General features: G+C 38.4%; 6 protein-coding genes. All 6 read right to left on the bottom strand.

Going from position 1 to position 16,550, the window contains the following annotated elements:
- Positions 1-154: 154 nt before the first annotated feature.
- A complete protein-coding gene (locus QNH48_RS04855) occupies positions 155-3,652 on the bottom strand; it encodes an endo-alpha-N-acetylgalactosaminidase family protein (RefSeq protein WP_283954009.1) in 3,498 nt (1,165 codons plus the stop codon).
- 287 nt (positions 3,653-3,939) lie between these two features.
- The gene (locus QNH48_RS04850) at positions 3,940-7,701 is read right to left on the bottom strand and encodes a glycoside hydrolase family 84 protein (protein ID WP_283954008.1); all 3,762 of its coding nucleotides are present in this window, start codon (positions 7,699-7,701) and stop codon (positions 3,940-3,942) included.
- A gap of 300 nt (positions 7,702-8,001) precedes the next feature.
- Positions 8,002-12,375, bottom strand: a complete 4,374-nt coding sequence (locus QNH48_RS04845; protein WP_283954007.1) for an endo-alpha-N-acetylgalactosaminidase family protein — start codon at positions 12,373-12,375, stop codon at positions 8,002-8,004.
- 204 nt (positions 12,376-12,579) lie between these two features.
- Positions 12,580-14,085 (bottom strand): UDP-glucose--hexose-1-phosphate uridylyltransferase, encoded by a 1,506-nt coding sequence (gene galT / locus QNH48_RS04840; RefSeq protein ID WP_283954006.1) that lies wholly within the window; start codon positions 14,083-14,085, stop codon positions 12,580-12,582.
- 134 nt (positions 14,086-14,219) lie between these two features.
- Positions 14,220-14,387, bottom strand: coding sequence for a DUF6903 family protein (locus QNH48_RS04835; RefSeq protein WP_283954005.1), 168 nt, complete (start codon positions 14,385-14,387; stop codon positions 14,220-14,222).
- A complete protein-coding gene (gnpA, locus tag QNH48_RS04830) occupies positions 14,377-16,548 on the bottom strand; it encodes a 1,3-beta-galactosyl-N-acetylhexosamine phosphorylase (protein ID WP_283954004.1) in 2,172 nt (723 codons plus the stop codon). Before gnpA ends, QNH48_RS04835 begins: the two co-directional genes overlap by 11 nt.
- Between the last annotated feature and the right edge of the window lie 2 nt (positions 16,549-16,550).

Below are 16,550 nucleotides of genomic sequence, written 5' to 3'. Positions count from 1 at the left end.
TTTAAAAAGGACAGAGGGAAGTGTTAGAAACACTTCCCTCTTCGACGCTATTTTTCACATTCCAATAAAATACTTATCAATCTTCGACAAAACTCAGGGAGCGACAGGCACCTGTTCATTACAGACAATTTCCCCCATTTTAAAACAACTGATTCTAGTTGTTTGGTACCGTTTCAATAACTAGATTATCAAGCATAATATCTTTATAGCCATTAAAGTTTGCTTGTGAGCCTGTCACACCTTGAGTATCGGCAGCTTTGTTAGTAGAATAAATACCAAACCAGCTTTGACCTGATGCATCCCCTTCTAATGTAAAGGAATATGTGCCAGCTTTTGCATCCTTATCGCTACTTGCTGTTGATTTTAATTCATCCATAGTTAATACTCCTTTTTCTTCAAATGGAGCATTACCTGTTACTACTGCGTAAGTTCCATCACTACCTGCTTCAAAATCAAAAGTGATTTTATACGTTACACCTGGTTGGAATTTGAAGTTTTGAGGTATTGTTTGGTATACAAGTTTGTTACGTTGCGTTAAACCATTTGTTTTAATTGACCATTTACCAGCAATAACATCATTTACTAGTTTTTGGTTCCAACCTCTTTGAGTATATGGTGCATGTAATTCAGCAAGGTGAGTTCTATTATCTTCTACACCTTCAATATTACCAATTACAAACGGATAGATACCTTGTGCAACATTTTCAAAGTCTTGTATGAATTGATTACTGCTTACTTGGTTATTAGCGTTATTTTCTACGATACGAATATCATCAAAGTAACTTGCACCATTCCCAGCATCTCTAGATAAATCAATGGTTACATCAGATGCTTCTTGACCAGTTTCAAAGAATACATACATATTTTGGAAATAACTTGTTCCATCTACTGTTGAAGCCATTTGACCATCTGCTTTTGCTTTCTCGGAGCCTAGAGTATTGTGTGCATAAGCTCTAACATAGTTTTTAGCGATAGATTTACCAGTACTATTTGTATACTTTTTGCCGTTAGAAGTAATTGTTATACTTGCTTGTTCTTCACTTCTGTTGTCTATACCAACATAAGCAGCATACTTAGTATTTGGTTTTAATCCCGTTACTTTTTGAGTAACATTTACTTTCTCTTTATTGTTAGAGATTGTTAACATGTTATTATTACCTTCACTCTTCGTAATCTTAACCGCTTCTGAATCTCCTGTAACTATCCAATCTTTTAAGGAATTGCTGTTAAAGCCAGTATCTACAAGATGCATTCCTTCGCTCCAATTAACATCTTTGTTAGATTCCGCTCTTTTATGAATTACATATGCAGTAGATTTTTTTGCATTTAATGTGATCTGACCATTTTTAATCGTAACGTCTTCCACATTTTCTTTACCTAATTCTGTTAACTCATAAACTTTAACTGTACCTTTCCAGCCAGTTGGAACAGTCCAAGTAGTTTCTCCACCATTTGTATTCCAGTGGTATAATTTTTCCTTCGCTGCTGGCAATTTTTTACCATTTTGATCCCAAGACCATGGAATTAAATACTTTTCATCACCAGGTTTACCTTCAAATATTTTATTACCATTAAATGTCATAGTTCTTGTACGGTAACCATCTTTATCATTTGCAAAATCATTAGACTTTCTTTCAATTACAAGTGTATTTTTACCAGAGTCATCTTTTAATAATGCCTTCATGCCTGGTACCCAGTTGTAAGTTTTATTATTATCTGTCATTTCAACTGCATTTCCATCTTCCCACTGTGTTACTTTATAATGTTGGATGAATTTTGTTGGAACGTTCACTGCAAACAAGTTATCCATATAAGCTTTGTAGTCACTTCTACCTTGCCATCCTTCGAAGTCTTTCATGCTGTAGCCAAATAATAATGGAGCATCCGCGTCGCCACCATACTTGGGATAGTTACCAATCCATGCATCTTTTTGATCGTTTTTAATGAAACGAGTGATGGTACTATTGATACCTTTTAGAGTAAAACCCCCATAAGTTAAATCGGCTGCCCAGTGTTGGAATGTAGAATCATACTCGTTTGCATATCCCCACTCACTACCTAAGCGCCAACCTAAACTGTTAATTTCTTTACTTAACTGACGGCTTGGCCATGTACTATTATCACCTGACTGTCCATTACCCCAAACGTCTACATAAATAAAATCTAAATCATTCTTTTTGCCTCCAAGAACGTCATACAAATCTTTGAATCGTTGTGCTCTACCATTTCTTAAATCATAATCAGCATCAATGTTTATTCCTTGATCAATCCAGTTCCAACCATACTTATAAGTTCCATCTGGATTTTTTAATAAACGATCTTCTTGGAAATATTTTGACTCTGGATAAGTTTCACTTGCATTCACATGAATCCCAAAAGTTGCCCCATATTCTTTACCCTTCTCTAGCAATGTTTTCATATCCTTTGCGCCACCGATACGAGTTCCAACATCTGCATAATTTAAATGACCAGAATCATGCCCTTCACTACCATAACCTTTCAAAAGAATAGATTGCCCTAGTCCATCGGTACCTAAAGAAAACTTCTTAACTCCATCTAAAGTCATTAAGAAAGGATTTTGGGCTTGACCGCCAAAGTTCATGCTAATGCGGTAACCAACTAAGTCTGGAACCTTTTCTGACCCTAGAGGTTCGTTCATAATATTTCTATAATCAATAGCTCCGTCTTGCCAGTTTATTTTTTTATCACCATTAGCATCACCAGTAATAACAACCTTCGCAGATGGCAATTCATCTACCTTGTTTACTGTTTCATCTTCTAGCTCCAAAGTGCCATCTTCCTTACGATGCTCTTCTGATTTTTGATACGTCCAGAATGTACTACTTAAACCAATTGTTTTTTGCCCTGCACTATTAGTCGTAGCCTTAGCTGTAATTCTTTGTGCATCAGTTTTTGCAGCATAAGAATTTGGATCTAATTTTTTTGCTAAACTATTCTCCGTATTAGACCATATACCTGCACTTAATTCATCATTAGAAAGAAAAGCATACATATATCCTTTTTGCTCTTCATCTTGCGTATTCAAATTATTATCAACCTTTACCTGTCTGTCACCATTGATGTGTGTATTTGTAGACATCTGTACTCCATCTAGTACAGCATCTTTTTGACTACTATTTACTGAAATTAAATTGTGATTTGGAATTTCAATTGTTTTTACGATTTTGTTGTCCACAATTTTTGTAATATTGAATTCTAAAATATTTCCTTTAACAACCAATTCTGCAGTAATTACTGCATTGATATTGTTACTATCGTCTATTAAAGTCATCTTGTACTCAATTTTATCAGATGAAACTATTGCTTTTACTTTTGGTTTTACTGCTACGTCATTAATAAGGATTGTATCTAATGCCTCAGTCTGTCCGTAAAAAGTCTTCCCTGCTCCATTTCCAGATTTTAAATTGTACTGAATTACTCTTGGAAAATTCACATCGACAAGAACGTCCATTTGATCAGAAGAAATAACCGTTTGTGAACCTTGTGGAATAATTTGACTTCCTTCTTGTTTAATTGCCGTATTTCCCTCAGCTAGTACCAGGGAACTATTCGCATACCATGTAGAGCCTACCATACAACCAGCTAAAAGTACTGCAATCGTTTTCTTAAACTTATTTCTTGAATTTTTCATATATACCCTCCTCTGAATATACGATTTTAATAGAAGACGATACCTTAACATCAAGTTCCACCCTCTACTTGTAATCTAGCTTACTTTTAATAAAACGCTTACACAATAAAGATATTGTCCAAATTTTTAGGAATATTGTTTTTTTTAGTGATTTCCAGATTAATAGTAATACTGCATAGAGACGAGGTTCCTGTCCCCACGTCCCAAAAAATAAAAAGAATGGCAGCACCACTATAAGTTGAACGGTGACTGCCACTCTTATTTTATATTCGACTAGACGATGTTCTTCATTCCTTAGAGGTGAAATAAATTCTTATTTCATCCGTAATTTCTAACAACATTTTTGAGTAATCCTTATTTATTTTTTTATCAGATTGTGCCTTAACCTCATTTTCAAAGGCATTCAATACTTTAAGGGTTTGTTCCTTATTTCCTTGATGTTTCTGAATAGTGTTGGCCTTCGCAAGCAAGCTATTTAAAATACCAATATGGGTGACGAGTTTTTGATCAAATGCTAATTGCAGTTCTTCATCTAGAAGATCAAGCTGGATACGTGGTAGATTACCATCCCTCTTAACTGTTATGATTTCATTAATTATTGGACTCACATCACCAGTCCACTGAATCATAACTTCTAGAACATGTTTATATCTAGATGTGTTCAAGCTGTTGAAAGATTGTGATAGTTTACCTATCTTATGCCAGCCATTCACGTCTCGTACTGAAACCTCTGCATCTGAAATGGCGGATGGATCTTGTAAAATAATGACTTGGCTTAACTGAGTATTTTTTGAAATTTTATAATTTAAGGATCCCGCCTGCGACTCCCCTTTTGGCTTATAAAAAGTCGATAGTTTTTGGTCAATTACATTGATCGCTTCTCTTCCAGGATCACCTTGTGGTACCGCTTTTAGTGTATGATTTTCAGTACCTGGTCTCTCTAAACCTTCGTTAACGATTATTTCATTTAGAGAAAGCCAATACGGGTGGTTTTTTGTTGATATAAGCCTTACATATCTCGCAGATTTACCATCAACCTGAACCCTTTTATACCGGTAAGGAACCTCATGCTCTGGAAAATTTAAACTTCGGTCATTTGGATTGTTAAAGGTGTGAATTGTTTCCCAAGTAGTACCATCTGTAGAAATCTGCAGGTCTCCTTCTCGGAAATAGTCCCCTTCTCCATCATTAATGACCACGGCAACATTTTCAACTTTTACAATACCACCCAAATCAAGCTGCACGTAGTTTCCGACATTCTGCAGTCCTTTAAACCACGTTTTTTCTTCCAATTTCCCATTAAATAAAGTATCTACCGTGCCACTATATACACCTTCATAATTATGAGTGATGTTTGGCTCAGTAAACTTTAGAATTTTTATTAAGAGTTTACGTAATTCAAAGGTGACCTCTTCCTCTCCATTGTTGATTAACCTTACATAGGCGGCATTTGCAAATGGGCCATCAATCGTTACTGGTGTCCATTCCACTCCGTTTTCTGACAACTCCAGCACGAGATTAACATCCGAACGATCCAATGTGATCTGAGATACTTCTTCAATCGTCGGAAGTTGAATTCCAATATATTGCGATGGTTTTAACGTAATATTTTCAACATTTGCTATTTCCACCGTTTCTTCAGAAGTACTTAACTGAGTTTCCATAAACTCAGGCACATTCGTATAGATACTTGCGTTTTCACTGCCGCCATTCACTGTAAATTCCCTTATCGCTGTCCATAAGTCAGGTTTCCCGCCCGGAATGCCGGCATGAGTCAATTTGTACCTTACATATCTTGCTTCAATATCAAGTCCTTTTTCTGATATTTTGAATCCTGACCTTTCTGAGCCAATTGCAGTCCAATTCAGGCTATCATTTGATACTTCTAAAATTCCCCTTTGGAAGATATCATGATCAGAATTATTTCTTCCTTGAATGATATCGATATCATGAACCTTGATAGATTTTCCAAAATCTACACCATACCAATCACCGTTCTTTTGAATCGTTTGGATATAGGCGAAGGTGTTTAAATCTCCATCAATCATTTGGTCTAAAGTTTGAGACCCGTAAGAACTCCTTGTGATGGTTTGAGTATATTCTGGATTAAGTGATAAAGAAATCTTTGCATCTAGCATTTTTATCAGATCATTGGCAAAAGGCGCTAACCTTTTTGCTCCTGCTTCTACGGTTACATCAGGATAATTCAACTTTTTTATTTTAATAGTCTTTGATTCTGATAAGGAAGTTGCAGCCTTCGCAAGTCCTTCCCATGCTGGATCTAAATCGTTATTTTGAAGGGCCATCGCTGATTTAACAGCACTTTTATCTGCTTCAACTACGTATTTCAGAACAGTTAGCCATGGGTTAATTTCTTCCTCCATGTTTTTATTTTGACTTTTCTCTCTAAAGTCCTTAATCGCAAGTAACACACGATCAAATTCAGCTAGTAATTGATTCCCTACTTCCTGAACAGACTCCCCATTAGAAAATTTACTCAAAAATAATTCTAGTGCTGGCTTCATTTCTTCTGATTCCCCTACCACAAGGCCATGCCCGCTTGGCGATGGATCGCTAAGATGAGAAGCGATGATATGAAGTTCTTCTGCAGCCTCAGGTGCCACATATTTAAACGAATTCAGCCAGCTCTCATCATCATTGAAATTATCACTGTTCCAAGTGAAATCCGCCACTGCAAATAAGGCAATTTTCGATAGCTCCGCATGTCCCATAGGATTCGAGACCACACCTGCAATATTATGGGTTCCAGGCGTTAATACCTCTGCCTTTCCCAACAACAACCTTGAATCCTTGTAATCATTAACTGGCCAATTTAGCCACATATAAGGATCTCTTCCATGTAAATCCTTTGGCCATTGCATATCTGTCGTATTGACTGAACCAACAACGCTTCTTCCTGTCCACATAATTTCTACATTTTCTGGAACATTCTTTAAGGCAAGCAGATACGGCTTACCACCTTCTCCGGTCCATCCTTGATTATAGAAAGGAGGACAATAAATCAATGGCTTCACATCTCCCTTGGCATCAAGCCAATTAGCGACATCCGTAATTAACTTTACATGTTTGTCTGTTTCTGCTAAGGACTGGGAAGTGCTGATATCATCCATGAATAATCCAAATTGACGAACGCCTATTCCATAAAGTTGATCCAGCTTATTTAGTAAGATTTGAAGTTCATTGTCATAATTATTCCAGTTGATCATGTTAAATCCAGGATGAATTGCCCAAACAAATTGAGTTTTAGATTCATGACCCACATCAACAAGTTCTTTGATTTTAGCTAATTCTTCTGCTGGATAAGGGGTTCTCCATGAGGAGTTGTGATACTTGTCATCTTTTGGCGCAAATATATAAGTATTCATCTTAAAGTTTCCGCCAAATCTCATAAGACTTATCCGATCTTCATGTGACCATGGAAAACCATAAAAACCTTCAATAAACCCCCTCCATTTTGCATCAGCAAAGTCCTCAATTTTCACTGATTTTAAGTCTTTTCCAGGAATCTGATCAAAAATCATTTTTAACGTAGCAAGGGAATAATAGGCTGCATCCCTAGACGACCCTAGTATGGCGATTGTCCCCTTTTCTTCTAGTCCCTTGTCCATATGCAAAACATAAGCATCCAATTCATTGAAAATAGCTGAATCATATTCAATATTCTTATTAACATAGTTCTCTACATATCCCTTGGAATTCTTCGTCCCAATTAAGATATTAGTTTTATCTGAAACTACTTCTTCTGAAATTGTTGCCCCGATCGATTTAGATTCCAATATTTTGTTTAAAAAGTTACGTGTGGACTCATCTATAGTAGGTTCAATGACGATATTCACCACATCCGTCACGGTAAAATTGGTTCCTAAATAGATCTGGTTTTGTGGTAATGGGTAAATTTCATATTGATTACCTTCTGTCGAATTACTGGATGGAGCCTCATTGGCCGTTACAACATTACTAAATGGACTAACGATACCACTTACTAGCAAGAATACGATAGTTAAAAAGTAGAATTGCTTTTTAATCACGTTCATTACCTCCTTCAGAAAATTAATTTCTTTTTCGAATGATTTAATCCACCCTCAAAACAAGGTGAAAATTATTCTTGCCTTTGAAATCATATACAAAAAGACATGGGGGAATAAAAGGGAATAATATCCCTTCTATTTACCTCCATGCCTAATCGCATTAGTAACATGAGATGCAATATTGACCATTAAAAACAGACTTAACATAAAAACTAGCAAATGTAATATTATTGAATTTAACCAAACTAAATGAATACATGGATTTTTCCAACTTCTTCTTTTCTGTCACTAACCACTCGACTAATTACCTGTAATGACAGGCACCTGTTCAATCCGAAGGTTATCTAAAATAAACGTTCCTGCCCCGGTATCTCCATTCAAGCTAGTTCCATCGCTGAAGATCCCAATATACGTTTGTCCATTCTCAGAACCAGTGACAGTAAATTCAGCCGTTTTAGTATCAGTAGATGCTGGTAGTGTACTATTCATACTCAGTCCCTTGGCAGCCGCAATATCTCGAACATCGATTTCTTGATCCCCTGAGATAAAGCGATAAGCATTGGCCGTAGTTTGATAGGCAAAGGATACTTTATAGGTAACTCCCGGTTCAAAGTGGAAGTGCTGCGGAATCGTGCGATACACTAATCCTTTGTTACCAGTATTTACTTTAACGGACCAATTTCCGCCTAAGACATCATCCACTAATTTTTTGCCTGCCCATCCTTTTTGTGTATACGGTGCATGTAATTCTGACAAATGAATTCTATTGTCTTCTACACCTTCCGTATTCCCGATAACAAATGGGTAAATTCCTTGCACGACCGATTCAAAATCTTGTTCGAATACACTGGATGAACCTTCATTATTCAAGGATTTTTGTACGACCCGAATATCATCAAATTTGGTAGTTCCTTCTCCGGACTCACGGCTGAGAATGATTTCAGCCTTTTTAGATGTAGCCGTAAAGCTTACTTGCATTCGTTGCATTTTGCTATTGTATCCATCATTTGAAGCATGCGAGTCTGCTTTTACAAAGTTCTTTTGCAGGCTCCTTAGTGTGTAATTACTTACATCTTTTACCCCGCCAGTTACTGTGATTTCGGCTTTTACATCACTATTGTTTTCTACATATACCTCTGCCACATAATCCTTGCCAGGCACAAGGTCAGTAATGGAGCGGGAAACGGTTGTATTTTCCGCTGGACTTTCCATATTCAGATAATAGTCGCCGCTGCTTACATTACGTGCTGTTCCAGTTTGATTCGTTCTGATGACACTTACAGCATCTTTATCTCCTGCCACTTTTGTCACTTCATCTTTGACGGTTCCCGAATTGAATCCCGTGTCATAGACATGAGCTTCGGCGCTCCAATTTTCGACCTGTAAGCCCTTTTCCTTTTTGTCCGGAATAACAACATATGGCGTTGCTGCCTCAGCTATCAAGGTTACCTGATTACTGACCACTTCGACTTTCTGCACATCTTTCCGGCCTTGATCGGTCAATTTGTACACATAAACCTTTTTAGATGGACCAACAAATCCATCTGGCAATGTCCAAGTTGTAGTACCACCTTCTAAATTCCAATGATACAATTTTTCAGCTGCAGGTGTAGGATTTTTAAAATCTTGTTCCACCCAAGGAAGTAAATAGGCATGTTCATCAAGGACAACATTCCCATTAAGTGTAATGATACGCTCTCTAGAATTGTCTTTTCTTGTTACAACCACATCGTCCCCATTACTTGGGTCCGCTAATTTAATTTCCTTTTCCAAGTTTGTTTTGTTTTTGTCACCTTCAACATCTGTCCAATTGGTGACATAATACTTTTGTAAAAATTTTGTTGGCAGATTGGTATCGAATGTCATCCGGATAAACTGGTCAAAGTTCTTATCCGATTGCCACCCCTCGAAACCGGCTAATTCAAATCCGCCAAGCAATGGATGATCAGCCGTTCCGCCTGCTTCCGGCCAATTCAATACCCAAGAGTCTTTTTGATGATTACTAATAAACCTGAGTACTTCTGAGTTGATTCCCTTGCTGGCAGGTCCGCCATAATTCTTATCTGTAGCCCAGTGCTGCCAGGTAGAATAATTAGCTACTGATGTACCAAATTCGGTTGTGACTCTCCATCCGCGGTCATGAAATTGCTCGGAGATTCGATCCGATTCCCATTGATCTTGATACCACACGTCTAAGTAAACAAAGTCAAGGCCAGGTGCAACTGCTTTTAATTCGTCCAGTCTTTTTGCCCGTGACCCAGAATACAAATCTTTTAATTTATTAATGGTATAGGATTGGTCCAACCAGCCCCAACCTAGGGAATTTTTACCATCAATAAAATCCTCACTAAATGCTTTGGCTTCAGGATACGTTTCTTGAGCATTAATATGGACTCCAAATTCAGAATTGTATTTATGACCTTCTTCTATTAGCGTTTTTAAATCATCCGCGCCGCCGATTCGCTCACCAACATTGCCATAATCCGGGTGCGCACTGTCATGACCTTCATTTCCATATCCTTTTAACAGGACGGACTGACCTAATCCATCCGTAGCGAGAGCCACCTTTTTAACATTATCCAATGTTTTTAAAAATGGCTGCTGTGCTTGGGAGCCGAAATTCATGGCAATCCGGGTGCCGACAAGATTGTTTACATTATTCGCCCCCGGGATATTCTGCATGATTTCACGGTAGGCAATGGCTCCGTCCTGCCAGTCAATTTCCTTATCCTCGTTCAGATCTTCTGCAATCGCAATTTTTATAGTTGGTTTATCAGCTTGTGGATTGGACATAAATGCTCTTTGATAATAAAGCAAGCTAGAACCAATTCCGAGGCCTTTCGTGCCATCTCCACTCTGATAACGATTCGCTACTATATTTCGGTAACCATTGACTTCTGAACTAGACCATACACCAGCACTCAATTGGTCCGTTGAAAGGAAACCAGTATAGTAGCTTCCTGAAGTTCCGATGTCTCCTAAGGATGCATCGACATTGGCATCGACATCCCCTGGTTTGGTCACATCACTGCTAAGATTCGTTAATTTGGCTTTCGCATTGGTTTGAGTGGAATTGACGGAGATAAAGTTCAGATCCGCAAATTCAACCGTTTCTATTTTGGCGCTTTTGGCATTCTTGATTTCTTCAAAGGTATAAATCACTTTATTTTTTTGGACTTTTAAAGAGACCTTAAATACCGCGTCAAGATTTTCATACTCATCGACAACCTTTAAGGTATATAATGCTTCACTTTTATTTTTCTTTTCAAAACTTACTTCAGGATAATAAAGAACGCCGTTCACTTTTAAACCGTAAACAGGAGTTTTTTGACCATCCATCACCTTATCGCCAACATGGTATTCGATGACACGAGGGAACACTTGGTCAATTTTAACATTCATATAGTCGGAACTTACTATATCTTCTACTGGTGGTGTTTCTGGTGCTTTAGGGGGAATATATTCTTTCACTTTGATGTTGGAAATCGTGATGTCTGCAGCACCCCGGCTTTTTTCAAATCCAAGTAATCCTGCTTGATCGACACCGCCTGATAATGTCCACGAATTCACCTTTTTATCGTTGATATAAAGGGTTGCGACATCATCCATGAATTTCAAGCGCATATGGTAGGTTTTATTAGCTTCTAGTGCCACGTCTGATGTCATCGATGTCCACGTATTAGCTGGGCCAAAAATCTCGCCAAAATATTGATTATTCTGATCCCCTGTTCCGACATACGTGTAGGCAGATGGATTTTGCACACGATAAATGAGGCCAAATCGGTTCATCGTGCCAGTTCCTGGTGTAATATCCGCTTCAAAAACACCATTCTTAATTGGTTTCATTTGATTGTAGACAATTCGATTCTTTTGGGTAGAGGTAACCTTTAAGGTAGCTGAACCATCTTCATTATAGGTAACGCTTCCGCCACCTGAGAGGATTTTAAAATCTCCTTCTTCCAGTTGGTTATCGGTAATGTCGACAAGTTCTCCATCACCTGGGTCTGTGCCTCCATCTTCAAGAGCATCCCCCAGTTCAATGAGGACTTGGCTGTTTTTACCTCCAAATGCACCCAGTTTAACCGCTTCCTTACCTGTAAGCAGGTTATTTACATCTTTGGATAAAGTAACCTGTCCAAATAAATCTTGGCCATCTAAAGTAACATTTAAAGTGGTTCCGCTATAATTAATTTTAATAGAATGTTTAGTTCCTGCTTCTGGAAGTGGCACGTTTGGTCTAGTTTGCAGCCAGGTTCCACTGCCTTGATATTTGTATTCATAGAACCATCCTATAGAGTCATAGCCTACAAAAACAAAGTTATTATGATCAATAAAATGAGGATAGAAACCAAATCTGGTATCTGCCCCATTCAATTCAGGAATAAAGGTATATTCCATCGTTCCTGCTTCTTTTGCTGCTGCCTTCTCTTCTTGAAAAATAGCTGCTTTGGTTCCATTGTCATTTCCAGCACCTGCTCCAAGCCTTGCATAGGCCTTCCCATTCTTGTTGACCATTTCATTTACTTCATTTCCTCCATTTGAAATGGTAACCCATGGATTCGTCACTTCTGCTACCACACGCAACGGCGGAATAAACCCAGTCAAGAACGTTGGCAAAAATAACACAAGTGCAAGCAGGGTATGGCTAAATCTCTTGTAATTGTTCCTGCTCAAATCCTCTCCTCCTTTGAATTTACTATTTTAATAGAAGATGATGCCTGAACATCAAATAGCACCCTCTACCTGTAATCTAGCTTACTTTTAATAAAACGCTTACACAATAAAGATATTGTCTAAATTTTTAGAAATATTGTTTTTTTAGTGATTTCCAGATTAATAGTAATACTGCATAGGGACGAGGTTCCTGTCCCCTCGTCCCTATGTTAATCTTTTGATAAATCGATGGAACCCAGCTCTTCCCTCTTCATTTCTCTTAAAAACACCAGCATCTTCTAATACTCTCAAAAACTTCTTCCCTAATTCTTCTTTTACTAGTGATTCAATGTTCGCATTATTTGCAATCGCTTGGTATCGTACTTTCAATACATCAGCCCAAGCTAAATGATAGGCGGCTACCATATGTGATTCACCAAGAATGTATTTTTCCACTTCTCCAAGCTCTTCTTTTAAGCGTGCCGGCAAAACGGCAAGCCCCATCACTTCAATCAGACCAATATTTTCCTTCTTAATATGATGTACATCGGCGTGTGGGTGGAAAATCCCCAGCGGATGCTCCGCATTCGTCCGGTTGTTACGCAGCACCAGGTCCAGTTCAAATAGTTCCCCATTTTTACGGGCAATTGGGGTAATCGTATTGTGCACCGTCTCACCAGTTTTCGCCACAATCTCAAGTCCATCGTCACTATAATTTTTCCATCTTTCTAAAACAAACGCCCCTGCTTCAACAAGCATGCTTATTTGTTTTGAACGAAGGCGAATTACGGACATTGGCCATTTGACAACAGAACACTCCACTTTCGGGAACCCTGCCATTTCAAAGGTCAAGTCGGCCTCTGCCTTTGACATGGCAAACTCATAATGACCGCCTTGGTAATGATCATGGGATAAAATTGAGCCACCGACAATTGGTAAGTCTGCATTAGAACCAACAAAATAATGTGGAAACTGCTTTACAAAGGTTAATTGCCGTAAAAATGATTTCGGGCTAACTTTCATATCCGAATGCTTTTCTGAAAGCAGGATACAATGCTCATCGTAGTAAACATATGGTGAATATTGTAAATACCATTGATCTCCTAATAGATTCACCCGAATCATGCGGTGATTGGAACGGGCCGGATGACCAATTCGCCCCACATACCCTTCATTCTCCACACAAAGCAAGCATTTCGGATAGTCATTCTTTTTTGCCGCTCGTTCTAGTTCAATACTTTTTGGATCTTTTTCAGGTTTCGATAAATTAATTGTGATATCTAACATCCCATATTCAGTAGCGGCCTTAAACTCGATATTGTTTCGTATCCGCTTCATCTGAATATAGTTGCTGTTTTTACTTAATTCATAATAATACTGTGTCGCCTTTATCGGACTCTGTTTATATTTCTTCCAGAAAAGCTGATTAACGGTCGATGGGCGGGCGATAAGGCAGTTCATAATTTTGCTTGAAAAAATTTCTTTTTCATCAAAAATATCTTCTATAATCCCTTGAGCGCAGGCATAATTAACGATTTGATCAAGTAAATCAGGAATTTCGTCGTATTTACCCCTAGTCGATTCCACTTCCATAAACTTATCCAAATGGAGAAGCGACAGGAGTTGATTGCGGGCATATCTTTCATCTACTCTCTCAATCAATTGAGAGGTTAACGCTTGATTGATTAATTGTTGGACTAATTTGTGAATCACTTTTTTCACCTCAATCATTCTTTCTTCTTCTCAACAACAAAAAAATAGAAATAACATCAAAGTAAATTGAAGCTATTTCTATTTTTCACGGTGGGTTATTAATATTCATTTATCCTCACCACTACATTTGTATATGAAATGATGGGTGGTATTTACACATATTTCCGATTGTAATCATATAGCAATCCTAAGAGACCGGCTAATCCGAGCAACATCATGCCCAGCTCGAGTTTTCCAACTGTCTTTTGTCCGGTGATAATCAATGCCAAACAAATGATAAACACAACCATTTTTAGTATGATTAATACCTTAGCTTTCATTGGAAAAATCCTCCCAGCGGATTTCACTAGGCTCCAAGGTAACTTCTTTACTGTTGCCTTCTCCATCAAAGACTACCGTCGTTTGCTCCTTAATCGAATTGTTGACAATTGCCATTTTTCGAATGGATGGGTAGGCATGGACTTCACAATAGATGTTATTTGCATGCCATTTGTGGAATTCCTCTTCTTTATTGGCAGCATAGAATAGTGCGCGCATCAACAGCCTAGTGTTTTCTTCATTGTATGGAAGCCCTGCGATATAGACAGCTCTGCCTTTTCCAAATGAGTGGCTGGATAGGTGAACTTCTCCATTTGAATACTCAATAATCTCCGTCTCCTCTGACAATGCAAAAATATTTTTCATACCTTCACCAAAATTGAATTTGGTGCTGTCAGCAGAAATAAAATGCTCTTCGACAGGAGTCACAAAATATTTATCTGTTGATAAACTGAATCCTAGTTCTTTGTCAATACCTAATGCAGTCGCCAATTGGAAATAATGGCCTTCATGCTGATAGGCTGTCGGCTCACCAATTCCTATGAAGCCGCCGCCGTTATGAATCCAGGCTCTGATGGTGGTGACTAACTTTTCATTCGTCCAATATTCCCCTCCTGAAAAAGCTGTTCCAGCGTCACCAGCATTTATGATGACATCAACATCCACGGGCACCCCATCATTGATAACGTCGTCAAAGCTAATGAAGGTAACTTCCACGGCAGCCCCGCTCAACGATTCCAAAACACCTAAATAAGAATAAATTTGTTTATACCATAATGCATGGGCAACCATATGTGTCTGCCAAGTTCGAAGCCCGCCCCAAGAATTCAAAATCGCTACTTTAAGGCCGCTGTAAGGTGTAACGCCCTTGATTATGTCATAAATTTCGCGGAATTCCTCAGTCACTTTTTCAATATAAGCAACAAAATCAGGGAATTGATAAGCAAGGCTCAAATAGCCGCCATAGCCAATCCGATCAACAGGATTCCTCAGTAATGCTCTTCGGGCCGTAATCCAATTTTCATTTGCCTCAATCACCGGGTTGTTCCCTTCATAAAACGTGTCCGGGAAGAAGTAAGGTAAAAATCGCCCTTCTGTATAACGTACATGTGGGATATCGGCAATCATTCGTAATGTAGCACCTCCGCCAACACTTCCAACCACGGCATCCAAGCCGATGCTTTCAAAGTATTTTCCATACGGTTCCGTACCAATCCAGTTATCACCAAGGAACATCATCGCTTCTTTGCCACTTTCATGAACGATGTCGACGAGTTCTTTGGCTTCCTTAGCAACAAACTGTTGAACAAAATCGATATAGTCCAAATAAGCCTGCGTCGGAATTCTGAAAGCTGTATTGTAATAGCCTTGGTCAACAATGTCTTCTGGTCTTAAGCGGTAGCCTTTTTCTTGTTCAAAAGCATCTAGGGCAGCCACCGAAACACTGGCCCCATAACCAAACCAATCTACAAATTTTTCTTTGCCGAGATTATTAAACACCAGTGTAAAATGATAGAAAAATGTTGTGAATCTAACCACATCGGTATCCGGATTTTCTGTCAGCCATTGTTTTAAATAGGTTTTCATATATTCATTGGAGTATGGCTGTCTAACATCAAAAGGAATGTCATGCGGCTTATCGCCCCAATTGTTGGTAATATGATTGTACATTTGTGTAGGATCCCAAATCGCATAAACTAAGAATGAAACAGTGTATTCATGCCAAGGAATTGCCTTCCTAATCAAGACACGATTGTCCTTTTCGCTTACTTCCCAATCATTCGTGTCGAGCACTTCTCCTGTTGTCCGGTCGATGACTTCCCAGTATTTCTTAGGATCATGGAGGTAATCCGGCCGTAATTGTTCTTCAAAATAGCCTTTCATAAAATAAACTTCCAGCGTGTCCGTAAGTGCAGTATTGAACAAGCTCATTAAATAAAGCTGTTGGCATTCATCCATGTGGCTCTCGGCGAACTCATTGTGGCCGCGTGCCACAAAATAAGTCGTATAAATTTTTGCATCCAATTGTTTAATATCATCATCTAATTTTGTTCCATCGCTATCTCGAATCGCATCCGCGCCCCATCGTTCCATCAATTCTTTTGTTTCTTTAATAAAATTTTCTTCACTTGGCAAAGTAACGCGGCCTATTTTCTTCTTCATGT

Origin of the sequence: Neobacillus sp. YX16, from assembly GCF_030123505.1 — a bacterium.
In the GTDB taxonomy this organism is placed as follows: domain Bacteria; phylum Bacillota; class Bacilli; order Bacillales; family Cytobacillaceae; genus Neobacillus.
Note: the sequence above shows the minus strand (reverse complement) of the source record. Positions and strands in the feature narration are given on the sequence as shown.

Excerpts from the sequence above, each read along its gene's own strand:
- QNH48_RS04855 (WP_283954009.1), bottom strand. The coding sequence starts at position 3,652 with ATGAAAAATTCAAGAAATAAGTTTAAGAAAACGATTGCAGTACTTTTA.
- galT (WP_283954006.1), bottom strand. The coding sequence starts at position 14,085 with ATGATTGAGGTGAAAAAAGTGATTCACAAATTAGTCCAACAATTAATC.
- QNH48_RS04835 (WP_283954005.1), bottom strand. The coding sequence starts at position 14,387 with ATGAAAGCTAAGGTATTAATCATACTAAAAATGGTTGTGTTTATCATT.
- gnpA (WP_283954004.1), bottom strand. The coding sequence starts at position 16,548 with ATGAAGAAGAAAATAGGCCGCGTTACTTTGCCAAGTGAAGAAAATTTT.